The sequence below is a fragment of the Paenibacillus sp. BC26 genome (assembly GCF_900116125.1).
GTDB classification, from domain to species: Bacteria; Bacillota; Bacilli; order Paenibacillales; family Paenibacillaceae; genus Paenibacillus_Z; species Paenibacillus_Z lignilyticus.
In genome coordinates this window covers 194,817-211,791 of record NZ_FPAD01000003.1, presented here as the reverse complement: position 1 = coordinate 211,791, position 16,975 = coordinate 194,817, and the positions used below count along the sequence as shown (strand labels likewise).

The window sequence follows — 16,975 nt, the reverse complement described above, 5'->3', positions numbered from 1 at the left end:
TAATATAGATAGCGTTTGCATATTTATTTTTAGCATAATCCAGAAGGCCGATGTCGTACAACATTAAATAGTTTACAAAGGAGCGTGCGAACTTTGCTTCAATTCAAGAAGAGACAGCTGTCCGAAGAGAAATACGAGGCTTGTGCCGTGTTTGACGTGAACGGAGATGGCATTCCCGATATTGTCAGCGGCGCCTATTGGTATGAAGGGCCTGACTATGAGAAGAAGCATTTTATATGCGATGTGCTGGAGATTTCGGAGTATCACGATGATTTCTCCGACTATCCCATGGATGTGGACGGCGACGGCCGGCTCGATATTATTACCGGCGCATGGTGGGGCGAGACGCTTCGCTGGCGCCGCAATCCAGGCGAGACCGGCGCAGCATGGGAAACGTTCGACATCGACAAATGCGGCAGCATTGAGACGATTCGTTATTACGATATTGACGGCTGCGGAGTGCCGGAGATTTTCCCGAATACGCCGAGCATGCCGCAGGCGTTCTACAAGCTGGTTCGCGATGCGGACGGCCATGGAACCGGACAGTTTCAGAAGGTGGTTATCAGCGAAGGCGCAAGCGGCCACGGCATGGGGTTCGTCGATGTGAACGGCGACGGGCGCATGGATATTGTGCTGTCCGGCGGCTGGCTGGAGCAGCCCGAGGATCCTTTTGCCGGACTGTGGACCTTCCATCCCGAGTTCTCGCTTGGCAGCGCAAGCGTGCCGGTTCTCGGCCATGACGTCAATGGCGACGGACTCATTGATCTTATCGTCGGTCAAGCGCATGATTACGGGCTGCATTGGTATGAACAAAGCCGGGCTGCGGACGGTTCACGGACGTGGACGAAGCATGAAATCGATATGTCGGGCTCCCAGTTCCACGATCTGTGGCTCGTTGATCTCGATCTCGACGGCGAGCTTGAGCTCATCTCGGGCAAGCGGTACCGCGCTCATAATGACGGCGATCCGGGGGCGCATGATCCCATTGGTATTTACTATTACAAGCTGGAAGGCGGCAAGTTCAAGAAGCATGTCATCGACTTCGGCCCTGCAGGCGAGGCATCGGGAGCCGGCATCTACTTCTGGGTGCAGGATCTGACCGGCAACGGGTATCCCGACATCGTCGCACCCGGCAAGGACGGCTTATATCTATTCGAAAATCATGGAAAGAGAGAGGGATAGTCGAATGAGTAAATTACGGATCGGATTTGTCGGCGGCGGCGGCATGGGACAAATGGCACATCTCAGCAACTACGCGGTATTGCGTGATCAGTGCGAGGTTGTCGCGCTCGCCGAGGTGCGGCCGCAATCGGCCAAATTGGTTGCGGATCGCTATGGGATACCGGAAGTGTATGCGAGTCATCATGAGCTGCTCGCTCAGGCGAAAGTGGACGCCATCGTGGCGCCGCAGCAGTATCGGCATCACCCTGCTCTTATCCCGGATATCTTGCGGGCGGGCATACCGGTCTTCACCGAGAAGCCGCTTTGTTTGACCGTTGAAGCCGGCCGCGAGCTGGTGCGCATCAGCGAAGAAACCGGCACGCTTCATATGGTCGGCTATCACAAGCGTTCCGATCCTGCGATGGAACGCGCCAAGAAGGAAGTCGACGCTTGGCGCGCAAGCGGCGACTATGGCAAGCTGCGCAGCATTCGTGTTGCGATGCCGCCGGGCGATTGGATTGCCGGGGCCGACATGCCGCTGAGTGCCGGCGAGCCGTATCCTTCGCTCGTGCTGGAGCAAGGTCCGGCGGATTATACGGACCAGCAGACGCGGGATCTGGATGCCTTCGTCAACTACTACATTCACCAAGTCAATGCGATCCGCTTCTTCTTGGGCGAGAACTATAAGCTGACGTTCGGCGACCGCGCCGGCGTGCTGCTTATCGGTGAGAGCGAGAGCGGCGTAACCGTCTCGCTTGAGATGGCCGCCTATCAAACGTCGATCGAATGGCATGAGCAGGTTATCGCCACGTTCGAGCAAGGTTTTGTCCGCGTTGATCTGCCTGCCCCGCTCGTTCGGCAGCAGGCGGGCAAAGTGACGATCTACAAGGACAATCCGCAGCTCGGCGCGCCGGAAATCGTGCAGCCGATCATGCCGAACGTCTCGGCGATGCGCAATCAAGCGCTGAACTTCCTCGCCGCCGTCCGCGGCGACCGCCCTGCGCCATGCACCTCCAAGGAGGCGCTCGACGATCTCATCCTCGCCCGCTCCTACATCGACTTCATGTCGCGCACATACGGGCAGCAGCCAGCGAATACGTAGGCTGGCGATTGGCGCGCGCGGCGCGGGGGTTGGCGCGGGGGTTGGTGCGTGGCGGCGCGGGGTTGTTTGGCGCGCGCGGCGCGAGCCGGCTCGGTGCACGAGGTGCTGATGACGGGGCTTGGCGCCTCCCCCCACCTTTTTACACTCGCGAAATTCTAACGAATTCCACAGGTCTTATTTGGGCCAAAAAGGCCCAAATAAATTTCTAACGAATCGTAGAGACGCTATTTCCTCCTATAGTGTGCTTTTCACTCGAAAATGGACCAAATAAGACCTCTACGATTCGTTAGATTATTTTTGCAGCTGATTTTGCCGAAATAAGACCTGTACGATTCGTTAGAATTTCCGGGGATTGGATTTACGGGCCGCGAGTGTGCAATTGTGTGCCTTTTTCGGTTGTTTGCGCTGGTTGAGTACATGTTACTTGGATGCTAGTTGGTACGTGGCGGTTGTTTGCTTGTTGGTATGTGTTGCCTGTGTGCTAGTTAGTACGTGGTACCTGTGTGCTAATTGGTATGTGTTGCTTGTGCGCTAGTTGGTGCGTAATGGTTGTGTACTGGTTGACATGTGTTACTTGTGCGCTTGTTGGTACGCGTTCCTATGTACTAGTTGGTACGTGTTGCTTGTGCGCTAGTTGGTGCGTGTTGCCTGTGTGCTAGTTGTTATGTGTTAGTTTTGCACTCGTTGGTAAGTGTTAGTGTGCATGTTCGGTTGAAGTGGGGCGTGGCCCCGAAAAACGTTGAGGAGCTGAGACCATGAGAAGAATCGCGATCATTGGTGCAGGCAGTATTGTGTTCTGCAAGACGCTGATGCTGGACATTATGGCGACGAAGGTGCTTGAAGAGACGGAGTTTGTGCTTATGGCACCGTCTACGAGCAAGACGACGCAGGTGAAAGCTTTTGCCGATAAAGTGATTGCCCATAATGGGTTGAAGTCCAAGGTTACGATTACGACGGATCGCCGTGAAGCGCTTCGCGGTGCCGATTACGTCATTACGTCCTTCCAGGTCGGCGGTGTCGATCTGTTCGAGAAGGATTACAAAATCCCGCTCTCCTACGGCGTTGACCAATGCATCGGCGATACGCTCGGACCGGGCGGCGTCTTCCGCGCGCTGCGCAGCATTCCCGTTATTCTCGACGTTGCCCGCGACATGGAAGAGCTGTGTCCGAATGCGACGCTGCTGAACTACGTCAATCCGATGGCGATGATTTGCTGGGCGCTTGGCGAGACGAAGATTAAGTATGTCGGGCTTTGCCACGGCGTACAGACAACGCTGGATCTGATCTCCGGCTATGTTGGCGTACCGAAGCAAGAAATCGACTACGTGTCCGCGGGGATCAACCATATGGGCTGGTTTACGAAGCTTTCGCACAAAGGGGAAGATCTGTACCCTCGTCTGCGCGAGAAATTCGAAGAGCCGGAATTCTACGTTAATGAAAAGGTTCGCGGCGAGGTATTCCGTCACTTCGGTTATTTCATGACCGAATCGACCGGCCATCTCTCCGAGTATGTCCCATGGTTCCGCTCCAGCCAGGAAGCCCTCGACCTCTACTGCGATGAACCGTCCTTCGGCGGCGAAAGCGGCGCTTATTATACATGGTGTACGTATGTTGCTGACAAATACCGTGAGAAAGATGTCCTTGCCGATGAACCGGTTGACCTTCCTCCACGCAGCGTAGAGTACTGCGCTTATATCATCGAAGCACTTGAAACAGGCAACACCTTCAAGTTCAGCGGCAATCTGCGCAATAACGGCATGATCTCCAATCTGCCCGAAGATTGCTGCGCGGAAGGCCTTGTTTTCGCAGACCGCAATGGTCTGCATCGTACGGTCAATGGTGATCTGCCGCCGCAATGCGCCGCACTGAACATGACCAACATCAACGTACAGCGCCTGACCGTACTCGCCGCGAAGACCGGCGACCCGGAAACGGTCGTGCAAGCCGTTGCGCTCGATCCGCTCACATCCTCCGTCCTCACGCTGAAGCAAATTCGCGAGATGGTAACCGAGATGATGATTGCGCAGCAGCAATACCTGCCGCAGTTCGAGGGCCGACTGCCGCGTCCAACGCCAACCATCAACATCCCGGCCAATGTGCAGCGCGCAGATGTGCCGATCGATCCGGCACTCGCGGTGTACTCCCGATTCGGGGAGCTTGCGAAGTAAGTTTCAGGTGCGATTCAAAAAAGCCTATCCGCCGCGGATAGGCTTTTTGGTTTAATACTGGTTCTCTCTAAACTGAACTACTAGCCGCTCTTGCATCTTCGCTTCTATTACACTCAGCTCACGATCCAGCTGCTTCAACTGCTCTCCGGTCAACTGAATCGCCCCAGGAGCAAGCTGCGCATGATGCTGCAGCGTCCGGATGCGATAGGCGGTTGGCGGATGCGTGCGATCCAGCGTAGAACCTTCCATCATCTCGACGCGCCGGATGCGTTCGAATTCTCGCGATGGAATGGAGGCCGCAGCTGCCTTAAGTTCGTCAAAATAATTCCCCTTTGCTCCCCTAAGTACAAACCGCTGACGCGACAGCGTAAAAGTGGTTTCACAAAACATTTTTCGCGATAGACCTATTGCTCCCTCTGTACCGCCGACTTTTGCCCCGAGATAATCTGCCATATACTCGGCCTTCTGGCTCTCGTAATAAATCGAATGAATAAAGAGCTTGATAAGCAATTGCGGAATAAAGGAGACCATTCTCATTAGCATCCCAACAACATTCGAGACCAGCCCAAATAGGTTGCCTTCAACCAGAACCTCATCATCCCCCCTCGAAGCCAGCAATCTAAACCAATTCTCCAGTGTAATAATTGCAGTATAGGTATATAAATTGCGAGTGGAATCCCCATTGATGCCATGCCCCACCTCATGACCGATGAGCGCAGCCTTCTCAGCCGGACTTAAGATGCTGAATAAGGGCAGTCCCAGCGTCAAATACCGTTTCTGCTTTAACCCCGCTTGACGGTAAGACGCATTAAACTCTTCATCAATAAGAATCCCCTCAAAATGAGGCATATGTAGATATTCCGCAATCTGATCCGCGAAGGCATACAGGGTAGGAAATGGCTCCCTTGGCACAATGTCCCGTTTCTCATCCTTGCTTAGTTTCGGGATGCGCGGACGCTGCGTCCATAACAAGATCAGCATAGGGACGGCAAGAATCGCTAACACCGGGTACTCGCGATAGATAGACAACGCGAATAAACAGAGCAGCACCATGGCCAGCGAAATCGCATGAATGACCGTCGCCATTACAAGTGTAAACAGCTTGGTTTTAGTCGGTTTAGGCATTAAATGCTCGAGGACTTCCATATCGCTCAGCAGCTGTTTCCCAACTCGTTGTCCAAGCCGCTCATAGAAGGAAGCAAAAATCGATGGCGCATGTTCCTGACGATGGGGCTTCAGATTCCAGCCACACTCGCACCAAGACATAAAATTCGGATGAGCCGTGACATGCGCATGGCATTCCGGACATTGCTCGGTTTGAACGGCCGACCTATTCTCTTGAACCACGGCTATGTTTACTGACATATGCATCCATCCCTTCCAGGCACATTAATCTTAATCGCATTAAATGCATGGTATAGTTTAGCACATAAAATATAAAAGCGGTTACAGGATTTGATTTCCGATTATGCGAGGGGAGCTGTGGGACGCCGAATAAGGGGGGATTAGGCGCACTGGCAACCGTTAGAGTTCGTCGAGCGACCTTCACGGGCAACAAAAAGGCGCAAGGGACTCATCCCTTGCGCCTTCCATCCACCACTATCTATGCTTTCAATTCACGCATAATGTCCTGCAGAAAATCCCATGTCCGCTCCACGGACGAGATGGACACATGCTCCTCCGGCGTATGGAAATTGTACATGTTCGGTCCGTAGGAAACCGCATCGAGATAAGGCATTTTCTCGATAAAGATGCCGCATTCCAGACCGGCGTGGATCGCCTTCACTTCCAGCGGCTTGTTGTATTTGCGCTCGTAGACCGCTTGGAATATTTCGCGCACCTTCGAATCCGAGCGGTAAGGCCAGCCCGGGAAATAATGATCGTGACGGAACGGCACGCCGACTGCCTCGCCGAGCGTCTCCATCTGCTGCAGCACCGCATCCAGCTGGGAACGATGCGAGCTGCGGATGAGGCTCTCGAAGAAGACCTCATTCTCGCGCGTGGACAAGGTCCCGATGTTCGTCGATGTCCGAACGAGGTTCTCGATCGCCTTGTTCATGCTGAGCACGCCGCTTGGGATCAGCGCAAGCAGGCGGATCACCGTCAGCTTCGTCTCTTCCGAGAAGCAGCGAGCAGCGGCCTGGCTATCGCCAGCGCCAGCGCTAACCGATACCTTCACGCCCGGATCCGATACTTCATACTCATCCTTCAAAATCCGATTCCATTCCGCGATCCGCTCTTCTGCAATCCGCAGCCCGGCTTCGCTCAAGCCCACAACCGCTTCCGCCTCGCGCGGAATGGCGTTGACCTTCATTCCGCCGCCGATGCTTGCCAAGTCGAATGGCGTATGCCGGCGCAAATCATCCAGCACCCGGCCGAGCAGCTTGTTGGCGTTGCCGCGCTCGTGAATGATATCGTCGCCGGAATGGCCGCCTTTCAGCCCCTGAACGGCAATCGTGTACGACTTGCTTGCGGCACTGCCTCCATCCTGCCAAGCAATCGGCACGGTATGGAACGCCGATGCGCCGCCGGCGCTGCTCACGAACAGCACGCCTTCCCGGTCAGAGTCGAAATTGATGAGTATCTTCCCGCTTAGCTTCGAAGCGTCGATATGCTCCGCGCCGGCCATGCTCGTTTCTTCCTCTGTCGTCAGCAGGATTTCAAGCGCCGGATGCGCCAAATCTGTTGCATCGATTAATGCCATCGCGAACGATACCCCGATGCCGTTATCTGCCCCAAGCGTTGTATCCTGCGCATAGATCATGTCGCCGTCCAGCTTGAAGCGGATCGGATCCTTGGTGAAGTCATGCTCGGTCGTTTTATTTTTCTCGCAAACCATATCCAAGTGACCTTGGAAGATAACCGTAGGTGCCTGCTCGTAACCCGGCGCGGCCGGCTTCTTAATGATCAGGCTATGCCGCTCATCCTGAAACACGGTGCAGTTGCGCGCTTCCGCAAACTGCTTCATGAAATCGCTGACCGCCTTCTCGTTCCCCGATCCTCTTGGAATCGCAGACAGCTCTTCGAAGAAACGAAGCACCTTGCAATCCCCGGTGTACACTCTATTCAGTTCCGGCATCATAATCCTCCTGTATGTAGACACAGATTAGGCCCGACTTGCCCTAGGCAGGCAAAGTCAGGCCATTTCCATTCGATACGGTATAGTTTAACGCATGCAAGGCGAGGAATCCAGTTGCCGCTGCATATGCGCCGTTTTCCTTTAGGCGCCGCCATTCTTCTCGAAGAAGCTCTCGTAAACCTTCGTCATTTCGGCTTGCTTGCTGGAGATGACAAACAGCACGTAGTTGCCTTTGGTCAACAGCTTATAGTTCTTGGCATTCTCATATTGATCAGCCTTCTTGGACTGGAACTCCTTCTGCACTTCCTCAGCCCGCTTCTTAATTCCCGCTTCCACGGCAGGAATATCTTTGGCATCCTTTACTTTGAAGATAGCGACTTCATTCGAGGATAGGTTGGCCATCGGCATGCGCACATTGAAATCCTCCAGCACTGCCGCATCGATGCCGTAGAACCGCTTTAACGTCAGCTTGTCGAGCTCCATAAACATCGGCTGCCCCGCCTGCTTCGTCATCTGAGTAATCATCTCTTTGGCAGACAGCGTCGGTTCGACGGCCTGGTTCTGATCTTGGTTCTGGTTCTGATTCTGTCCTTCGTTCTGCCCTTCGTTTTGTCCCTTGCCGTTGCCGCATGCGCCGAGCACAACTGCGATGACAACAGTCATTAGGAGGATCATCATTTTTTTCATTTTGTATATTCTCCTTGGTGTGAGAGTGGACGAGCTATCGTATGCGTCTATTGACGACTGCCGCGGATAAAAGGTTACATCCTTACGGTTCCCAATTTCTGCACAAAAAAAGACTTTCCCTCAACAAAAGCTGAAGGAAAGTCCTTTTCCGCTACAGCAGGTGCTGCTGCTAGCTTGTAAACAAGCGGCCCGTAGGAATGATTTGCTTCGCTTGCGAAGCGCTCGACCAGGAGAGCTGGGCGTGCGCATTCCCGCCGTTCTCGATATATTCCATCTTGATGTCGTATTTCACGCCTGCTGTGAGCGTAATGGTTGCACTGAGTTCTCCGTTCATGGCGACCCAGTTGTTAATGATTTGCGTGCCGTTCACCCACAGACGTACGCCATCATCTGTATTTGTGTAGAACGTGTAGGTCTCCGAGTATTGCGGTTGAACTTTCCCCGTCCATCTTGCAGTGAACCATTCGCCCGGCACATCATCCGTCGGCCGGCCGCCGCCCCAATCGAAGTCGATGGTGGCATCGGTTCTGCTCAGCGCCAGCGTACCGAACTCGCCGGCATAATATTGGCCCAGCAGTCCGTTCGTTCCTGAAGACGGTGCATTCGTCGTGACGTTCAGCGTGGAGCTGGCAGCGGATAAGTTATTCGCCGCATCCTTCGCTTTGACCGTGAAGCTGTATGCCGTGCTTCCGGTCAAGCCAGTGACCGTAAATGTCGTTGCACCTGTTGTAGAGCCTGCGAGCGTAGCTCCGTTATAGACGTTGTAACCGGTAACGCCGACGTTGTCCGTCGATGCCGTCCACGACAAACTGACACTTGTATCCGTCTTGGATGGTGAAGTCAATCCTGTCGGGGCCGTTGGCGCCGTCGTATCCGAAGACGCGTTCGTCGTCACATTCAGTCCGCTGCTAGCCGCCGATGCATTGCCTGCCGCATCCTTCGCTTTCACTGTGAACGTATAGGCTGTACTTGCCGTGAGCCCGCTTACTGTGAACGTTGTCGCGCCAGTAGTGGAACCTGCCAACGTGCTGCCGTTATAAATGTCATAACCTGTTACGCCGACATTGTCCGTCGATGCTGTCCAAGACAAACTGACGCTTGTCGACGTTTTCGATGGCGACGATAAACCTGTCGGAGCCGAAGGAGCCGTCGTATCCGAGGCTGCGTTCGTCGTCACATTCAGTCCGCTGCTCGCTGCCGAAGCATTGCCTGCCGCATCCTTCGCTTTCACTGTGAACGTATATGCCGTACTAGCCGTTAGCCCGCTTACTGTGAACGTTGTCGCGCCAGTAGTCGAGCCTGCCAACGTGCTGCCGTTATAGACATCATATCCGGTTACGCCGACATTATCGGTCGATGCTGTCCAAGACAAACTGACGCTTGTCGACGTTTTCGATGGCGAAGTCAGTCCGGTTGGTGCCGTTGGTGCTTGTGTATCGCCGCCTGTTCCGCCGGCTTGATTAACGTCGCAAGTCTTGTATTGCCCAACGGCCGGATCTGTTCCGAAGCCGTTATTGGAACACATTACGGTGTTCGTAAACGTTCCGTACACATAGCTGCCCGGCACCCCGTAGCGAACTTGCTTCGTGCCCGTGAAATTACAAGGATTGTTCTCGCCGGCACAGTTCACCCAGTTCGCGGCAGGATCCGTTGTCACCGTAAGCGAATTGCTGGCTGCCGAAATATTGTTCGATGCGTCCTTCGCTTTGACCGTGAATGTGAAGGCCGTGTTCGACGCGAGACCTGTAACGGTGAAGGAAGTCGCGCTCACGCCCGTAGTCGTACCTGCCAAAGTTGAACCGTTATAAATATTGTAGCCCGTTACGCCGACATTGTCCGAGGATGCCGACCACGATAGGCTGACACTCGTATCGTTCTTCGTCGGCGACGTTAAGCTTGACGGCGCCGTTGGTGCCTGCGTATCGCCGGCATCTGTCGTCACGTTCAACGTATTACTTGCCGCGGATACGTTGCCAGATGCATCTTTCGCCTTCACCGTGAAGCTGTACGCCGTGCTTGGCGTCAAACCTGTAGCGGTGAACGTCGTTGCACTCGCACCCGTTGTGGAACCGATCAATGTGCCGCCTCTGTACACATCGTAGCCGATAACGCCGACGTTATCCGTGGATGCCGTCCATGACAGATCTACGGTAACATTCGATTTCGTAGGTGCGGACAAGCTGCCCGGAGCGGTAGGAGCCGTCGTATCCGGCGGTCCGGTAAACACCGTAACCGTCTGTTCTTTCACGCTCGCTCTGCCTCCGTTATCCCATACGCCAAGAATAACTTTGTACGTGCCGGCCTTCTGGTACGTATAAGTCGGGCTTGCCGTTGTAACCGGGATGCCTTCGCCCAAATCCCACAGATTCTCCACGATCGTTCCGTTGTCCGTGGACGTATTCGTAAACGTAATCGGCTGGCCCAGCTGCACGGTCAGTGGAGCCGTGAAGTTCGCGACCGGCTTCGCGTCGCTGAAGCCTCTGCTCGTGAGCTGCGTATTCGTACCATTACCGCTTACCGTATTATTGCTCCACTCCAGATCCGCTGCTGAGGACGGATATTGATCAATCGAAGGACCGCCATTGCCTGTAATCGTATTGTTAATGAAGCTAATCCGATCCGTTCCGCCGGCCGTCGTAATCTCAATGGCTTTGCGGCCGTTATTGAGGATTTGGTTGCTGTCGAATACGATATTCTTCGTATCGCCATGAATCCGAACCGCGTTGCCGTCATAGCCCGGATAGGCTGCGGCAGGATTGCCGGTTGGTCCGTTTTTCCAAATGTTTTTGTAAAAGTATTGATATTGCTCCGTAAATCCGGTGCCTGCGCCTTGGAGCTGCATGCCCCACATGATGATATTCTGAACCGTGTTGTAGTTCCACAGCTGATAGCCTGTTCCTGGCGATTGCTGCATCCCTACTTGCTGACCACCATCAACGAGGTTGCCGGATGTAACGCCATGATCGACCATGACCTCCAAGCCCATATGGCCGACTGAGCCATCGTTCGCTTTCACGATGTTATTTCGTACCGCGATGTATTTGGAACGCACTGCGCTGATCCAATGGTCGACGTTGTTATTCTCGATGACGGAATAGTCGACGTTGGTATGCAGCTCAATGCCGAGACCTTCCATTTTCTTGCCCGTTCCTGTAATCGTGTTGCCGCGTACCGTCGCATAAGGACTGTCATCATTGACGAAAATGCCCCCGCGACCGGTATCTGCGATCGTATTATTCTCGATCAGCGCATGGCTCGAACCCCAGCCCGCACGAACGCCGCCGCCCCAATCTGAATTCACGCCCGTATTGGTCACGATGTTATTGGAGATGACAAGATTCGTGGATCCAATTGCATAGAGCGCGAAAGGCCCGAAACCCGCCGATGCGGCCAAATCCTTGACTCGCAGGTTGCGCATTTTGTTGCTGTCGCCTGATTCGGAGGTTACGGCGGATAACAACACCGTGCTGTTGTTGCCGTCCAGCGTCATATCCGCCACTTCCGCGTTCGTCACGTTATGAAGGTAGAAGAACATCGTGGATGCAGAGCCGGATGTCATCCTTACCGTCGTTACATCCCGCCCGGCACCCGCGATCTTAACGCCGGATTTGCCGTTCACATTCGCAGACAAATAATAAGTACCGGCAGGCAGAAGTACCGTATCTCCGCTTGCTGCAGCATTGACGGCATTCTGAATAGCTGCCAGGTCATCTGCCGTATCGCCTCCATTCGCCCCGTAAGCGGTTACATTAAGTGTCGCCGCAAAAGCAGATGTAGCCGGAATAATCGGAAGCATAAGCGATAATGCAGAAAGAATTGTAATGACCCGCACCTTCAACGTTCCAATCTTGCCATTCTTACTTCTCATCCTCAACAATCCCTCATTTCGTTGATTAATGTCTGTTTAACCGAATACCGCTTACATTCCCCCCCTTCTGAAGTTCAGCCATCCCTCCTCTCAAGCTCCATCCTGCCATGTCTGCTGCGTCCCGTAAACTGTAACAAATGCGAATATACATACTAAGCGATTGTATTAAATAGGAATTCATGCACCTCACTTACACGATCTCTTATAACCCTTCACGAATCGCTATACGACTCCACCCTGCGCCTCGATTTATGCGGAATTATGCGGTGAAAAAATAAAAAGACTCTCCTCACATTACGTGAAGAAAGTCTCTGATTGTCGCTACAACTATACGGCTGCACTCTCGTCCGCTATTTCCTTAAGATGCAGCTGATCCTCTTCATTATCGCGGATCGTCTTCTGCAAGACGAGGCAAGCCACGATGAGGAACGCACCGCCGATGGCGTAATAGCCTTTTACATAGAACGGCTCTTCCAAGGTGTAGAGACCGATATATTCAGCGAGAATCGCGAGCACGAAGCCGGCCCATGAGAGGAAGGTGAAGGCCGATGTATTTCTTTTGCGGTAGCTCGGGTTAAACTCTTTCAGAAAATTGTCTTCGTCGTTATCCCGCGCAACCTTCTGCAGCAGGAAGGAAGTGATGATCAGCAGAACGCCGGTTACCGCGTAATAGCCTTGGACCGACAGCGGCTGTTCCAGCGTATAAATTCCCACAAATTCGAAGCCGCATGCCAGCACGAATGCTGCCCATGCCATAAAGGTGTACGTCGGCGTGTTACGGCGGCGGTAAAAGTTTCTGCGATTCGTATTTTCCATCATGGCTTAAAGCCCTCCTGTATAACCGGATCGGTTATTTGTTATGGCTTAAGCATACTGCGAACCTTCGACTTTCAGAAGTACCATCTTGTTCTAGTACCTGGTATTAGCCCGGCTTCCGATTCTATGCTGCACACAATTCCCCCCTCACCAGTACACAACTTTGCCTTTACCATAAAAATCCACTTTGGTAACCTCTTACTGAAGGAGGTTGAAAGCGCTTAATTTCTTAGGAACAAGGCAGTCTTACACCAAAATTCAAGGAGGCTTATGTAATGCGGAAATGGCTTTCGATTGTATTGGCAATTGCCCTCATTTGGTCTTTTACAGCGTATCGCGATGATACCACGGTGATGGCAGCGACAGATATTACAATAAATCCGGTCGCAGACACAGACACGCAAAGCGATGTTGCTGCAGGTACGAATGCGACATTGAACGTCAGTCAATGGAACAACCTCTTTACCAAATTCAGCTTGTCAGGCGTGCCGAGCTCCATTGCAAGCGCGAAAGTCAGAATTTATCATTCGACTCACACCACGAATCACAACCTGATCGTAAACGGCGCTTCGACCGAAAGCTGGAGCGAAGGCACTGCCAAACCAGCGTTAGGCTCGCAAATCAATACCAAAGCCGTGTCCGCTGTCGGCTACGTCGAGCTTGATGTAACTGCAGCCGTACAGAGCAAATTAAGCACCGCCAGCTCCACCGTCTCCTTCGGATTCAGCTCGAATATCGGCGGCTGGGAAGTGTACCAATCCCGGGAAAGCAGCAACAAGCCGGTGCTCGTCATTACGCCGAATACCGCGAGCTCAACCTCTACGCTGAATCCGGTCGCAGATACGGATACGCAGAGCGATGTTGCCGCGGGGACGAATGCGACTTTGAATGTCAGCCAGTGGAACAACCTGTTCACCAAGTTTTCGCTTAGCGGCATTTCCTCTACTATTTCTAACGCGAAGGTCCGTATTTACCATAACAGCCATGCCGCTAACCATACCCTCATCGTTAACGGCGCCTCGACGGAAAGCTGGAGCGAAGGTGGTGCGAAACCAACTTTAGGTACCCAAATCGCTACCCAGTCGGTTACGGCTAATGGGTACGTCGAGTTCGACGTCACAGCTGCTGTTCAGAGCAAGCTGAGCGCAGCCAGCTCCTCCGTGACCTTCGGCTTCAGCTCTAACATCGGGGGCTGGGAAGTGTATCAGTCGCGGGAGAGCAGCACGAAACCGGAGCTGATCATTACGACCGGCACCGGCGGCGGCACTAACCCTCCGGGCGGCGGTACGGGAACGATGAAGATCGGCACGAACTTCTGGTTCATGGGCACCTGGAGCGGTGAAACGCCGTTCAAGACAACCGTAAACTGGGCTACTGCCTATGCAAACGGCGACGATGTGTGGAACCCGACGTTTATTAGCGAGCTTGCTCCTTATTCGACGCTGCGTTTCATGGATTGGGGCGGAACCAACAACTCGAAGGTGCAAACCTGGTCGCAGCGCCGACTGCCGAATGATGCCATCAACAGCGACATCGGCTACATCGGGCCGACTGACCCGATCAGAGCCGGCCTTGCTTATGAATGGATGATCGATCTGTGTAACCGGACCAATAAGGATATGTGGGTTACCCTGCCTCATATGGCGGATAACAACTATGCCAATCAGCTAGCTCAGCTCATTAAATCCAAATTAAATCCGGCACTGAAAGTGTACGTCGAATATTCGAACGAGACATGGAACGGCGGCTTCTCACAGTTCCAATATACGCTCGATCAAGGCGTGGCACAGGGCTTGCCCGGCTCCAACCAATGGTACCAAGGCGGCGCATTCAGCCTGTACAGATCGGTTCAGATTTGGAACCAATTCGCCACCGTGTACGGCTCCGAAATGGCTGCACGCGTCGTGCGGGTTGCTTCCTTCAGCGGCAACTATGATATCTTCGACCAAGGTTATGGGAATGTCGTGAACAGCAGCACTTGGAATCCGACCAATCAGAAAGCGGATATGATCGCCATCGCGCCTTATGTCGGCAGCGGCTTAGATGGTGCGAGCCCCAGCATTCAGAGCCAGTTCCACGCCGATATCGACGCCACCTTCACGGATCGCGTGCTGACTGCGGTCGCTATCGCGCAGAAGTATAACGTGAAGCTCGGCTGCTACGAGGGCGGACAGCATCTGTTAACCAATGCCGATCAATGGAGCGGCAACCAGAACATCTACACGGAATACACGTACATGCTGAACAAGTTCGCTCCGTACTTCGTGCTTTATAACCACTACGCGCATGCCGGCTCCTGGAGTTCCGGCGGCGCGTGGGGAGCCAAAGCATTCACGGGCCAATCCAACGCCAGCGCGCCAAAATATCGCGCCATCGTCGACTGGGTGGCCGCTCATCCTTGATGACGCGATGCTAAACGAAATGGCGGTGCTAGGGAGAATCCCCCTAGCACCGCCATTTTGTGCTTTCATGCTGCTGTCCACCGCTCCCGACAGAGGTTGCTTAGTGACTCTTAAGCAGTCTGTACACAATGACAGCCGCTTCTGCTCTGGAAGTGCGTGCCTTTGGCGCAAGCCTTCCTAGATCGTCTCCGTCAACAAAGCCCGCTTCATTCAGCTTCCGCACATCAGCCGCCGCATAAGCGGCAATTTGCGCCGCATCGGTAAATGTGAGCGGCTTACGCGTCGCTACCGTTTCGATTCCTGCCGCCTTAAGCGCTCTTGCGGCCATAACCAGCATTTCCTCACGGGTGATCGGGCGAGCTGCCGCGAAGCTGCCGTCCTCATAGCCGGTTAAGATACCCAACTTCACAGCTGATGCCGCCTCAAGATAGTACCAAGCCGAATCGGATACATCGGAAAATTCGGCCTTCGCCTGTGCATCCTGCAGATCAAGCGCTTGAATTAGCATTTTCACGAATTCGGCACGCGTCACATCCCGTTTAGGATCAAATGCGCCATGGCCGTCGCCCTCTACAATGCCGCGCGCGCTTAAGCCGTAGATACTGCTTTGCGCCCATTTTACATTCGCCAGATCTTGGAATGCCGGATGAGCGACTGCTATCGCATAGGTGCTGAAATGTGCTGCATGAAACGTCACTTGGCCTGTGGCCGCATCATAGATGCCATTCTTGACGACCTCGAGCTTACCGTCTTCCGTCACATAGTAAATGATAATCGCATCCGGATTCTCTCCCGCTCCCGGTTTATAGGGAAGCGAGATTTGCATCGCATCTCGCCCATTAAACGTATGCACCGCTTGACCATCAACCCGCAAAGAAAAGTCATACACAGGCTTTCCTTCTACAGCAGCGGCAATATCGGCCGGCAATGTCGATACGTTCACTTGCTTAGCCGATAGCTCGATCTTCTGCGCGCCGCTCAGGGTTCCAATGGCATCTGCTGCCATAACAAAGGTCGCAAATTGCGATTTCACTTGCAACGACTTTAAGCCAAGTAAGTCCGCTTCTCTCAGGAACGAAGCCGGGAACTCCAGATGGAGTGCGGTCGCAGTCTTTACCTCGGAAACTTCAAAGGTGACGACTCCTTCCCCCTTCTTAGCTGCAGCTTTAATGGCGTCAAGCATCGCATTTCCGATGACCGCTTCGTTAACCCCGCTAACGAGTTTGCCTTCGAGCTTGATCGGGCCTTCTGCAGGGACAGGATCTTTTGGAGGAACAACCGGTCCGCCTATCGTGCCTGTCGGGGTTGCGTATGTAAATTCGGCTGTCGCAGGAACGGTAATGCCTGTGCCGCCTACCGTTACCGAGTAAGTCCCTTCAGTCGGCTGCTTCAGCTTATACGATAACCGGTAAGCGCCGTTCTCGCCGCTTGTCACTTGATTGACGTAGAGAGTCCCATCCGGATACTTGATCTTGATGGAAACGGACTGATCGGTGCCGGTCGAAATGTTTCCTTCAACAGTTACCGTATTCGTACCGGCATTGATTGCCGCTGTCACGGTAATCGATGCGGTATTCGCAGCATAGACACCTACTGAGCTAATCGAGAAGACAACAAGCAGCAGCAAGGTGATCATCGATATTTTCTTCACGCGTATTCCTCCCAAGGTTTAGCGAATTTCCCCTAAGACGA

General features: G+C 53.6%; 10 protein-coding genes and 1 pseudogene. 4 read left to right on the top strand and 7 right to left on the bottom strand.

Translation table 11 applies throughout. From position 1 onward, the window contains the following. The first annotated feature begins 84 nt into the window (after positions 1–84). From BM412_RS22085 to melA, 3 genes are all read left to right on the top strand, one after another. The gene (locus BM412_RS22085; RefSeq protein WP_256256520.1) at positions 85–1,182 is read left to right on the top strand and encodes an FG-GAP repeat domain-containing protein; all 1,098 of its coding nucleotides are present in this window, start codon (positions 85–87) and stop codon (positions 1,180–1,182) included. A 4-nt stretch (positions 1,183–1,186) separates the two neighbouring features. Continuing rightward, positions 1,187–2,263 carry a Gfo/Idh/MocA family protein gene (locus BM412_RS22080; protein ID WP_177246009.1) on the top strand — a complete coding sequence of 359 codons (1,077 nt, stop codon included), beginning with the start codon at positions 1,187–1,189 and terminating at the stop codon, positions 2,261–2,263. Between the two features lie 755 nt (positions 2,264–3,018). Further along, a complete protein-coding gene (gene melA, locus BM412_RS22075; protein ID WP_091223311.1) occupies positions 3,019–4,431 on the top strand; it encodes an alpha-galactosidase in 1,413 nt (470 codons plus the stop codon). Between the two features lie 51 nt (positions 4,432–4,482). Here melA and BM412_RS22070 read toward each other — a convergent pair whose 3' ends face one another. From BM412_RS22070 to BM412_RS32935, 6 genes and pseudogenes are all read right to left on the bottom strand, one after another. Beyond that, positions 4,483–5,796 carry a M48 family metallopeptidase gene (locus BM412_RS22070; RefSeq protein WP_177246008.1) on the bottom strand — a complete coding sequence of 438 codons (1,314 nt, stop codon included), beginning with the start codon at positions 5,794–5,796 and terminating at the stop codon, positions 4,483–4,485. Positions 5,797–6,034: 238 nt separating this feature from the next. Continuing rightward, positions 6,035–7,510: an aminoacyl-histidine dipeptidase gene (locus BM412_RS22065; protein WP_091223307.1), complete on the bottom strand. Its 1,476-nt coding sequence runs from the start codon at positions 7,508–7,510 to the stop codon at positions 6,035–6,037. Between the two features lie 141 nt (positions 7,511–7,651). After that, entirely contained in the window at positions 7,652–8,197 is a 546-nt protein-coding gene (locus BM412_RS22060; RefSeq protein WP_091223305.1) for a DUF4358 domain-containing protein, read from the bottom strand. 169 nt (positions 8,198–8,366) lie between these two features. Next, complete coding sequence (locus BM412_RS32625; protein WP_091223303.1) at positions 8,367–12,065, bottom strand: fibronectin type III domain-containing protein; 3,699 nt, start codon at positions 12,063–12,065, stop codon at positions 8,367–8,369. Positions 12,066–12,392: 327 nt separating this feature from the next. Beyond that, positions 12,393–12,653: a YiaA/YiaB family inner membrane protein gene (locus BM412_RS32620; protein ID WP_256256547.1), complete on the bottom strand. Its 261-nt coding sequence runs from the start codon at positions 12,651–12,653 to the stop codon at positions 12,393–12,395. 30 nt (positions 12,654–12,683) lie between these two features. Continuing rightward, a pseudogene (locus BM412_RS32935) lies at positions 12,684–12,821 on the bottom strand (YiaA/YiaB family inner membrane protein); the annotation flags it as partial. 335 nt (positions 12,822–13,156) lie between these two features. On the opposite strand from BM412_RS32935, the gene BM412_RS22045 reads away from it, so the two are divergent. Beyond that, positions 13,157–15,283 (top strand): CBM96 family carbohydrate-binding protein, encoded by a 2,127-nt coding sequence (locus tag BM412_RS22045; protein ID WP_091223301.1) that lies wholly within the window; start codon positions 13,157–13,159, stop codon positions 15,281–15,283. Positions 15,284–15,383: 100 nt separating this feature from the next. Here BM412_RS22045 and BM412_RS22040 read toward each other — a convergent pair whose 3' ends face one another. Beyond that, positions 15,384–16,934, bottom strand: coding sequence for an S-layer homology domain-containing protein (locus tag BM412_RS22040; protein ID WP_091223299.1), 1,551 nt, complete (start codon positions 16,932–16,934; stop codon positions 15,384–15,386). Positions 16,935–16,975 lie beyond the last annotated feature (41 nt).

Excerpts from the sequence above, each read along its gene's own strand:
- BM412_RS22080 (WP_177246009.1), top strand. The coding sequence starts at position 1,187 with ATGAGTAAATTACGGATCGGATTTGTCGGCGGCGGCGGCATGGGACAA.
- melA (WP_091223311.1), top strand. The coding sequence starts at position 3,019 with ATGAGAAGAATCGCGATCATTGGTGCAGGCAGTATTGTGTTCTGCAAG.
- BM412_RS22070 (WP_177246008.1), bottom strand. The coding sequence starts at position 5,796 with ATGTCAGTAAACATAGCCGTGGTTCAAGAGAATAGGTCGGCCGTTCAA.
- BM412_RS22065 (WP_091223307.1), bottom strand. The coding sequence starts at position 7,510 with ATGCCGGAACTGAATAGAGTGTACACCGGGGATTGCAAGGTGCTTCGT.
- BM412_RS22060 (WP_091223305.1), bottom strand. The coding sequence starts at position 8,197 with ATGAAAAAAATGATGATCCTCCTAATGACTGTTGTCATCGCAGTTGTG.
- BM412_RS32625 (WP_091223303.1), bottom strand. The coding sequence starts at position 12,065 with ATGAGAAGTAAGAATGGCAAGATTGGAACGTTGAAGGTGCGGGTCATT.
- BM412_RS22045 (WP_091223301.1), top strand. The coding sequence starts at position 13,157 with ATGCGGAAATGGCTTTCGATTGTATTGGCAATTGCCCTCATTTGGTCT.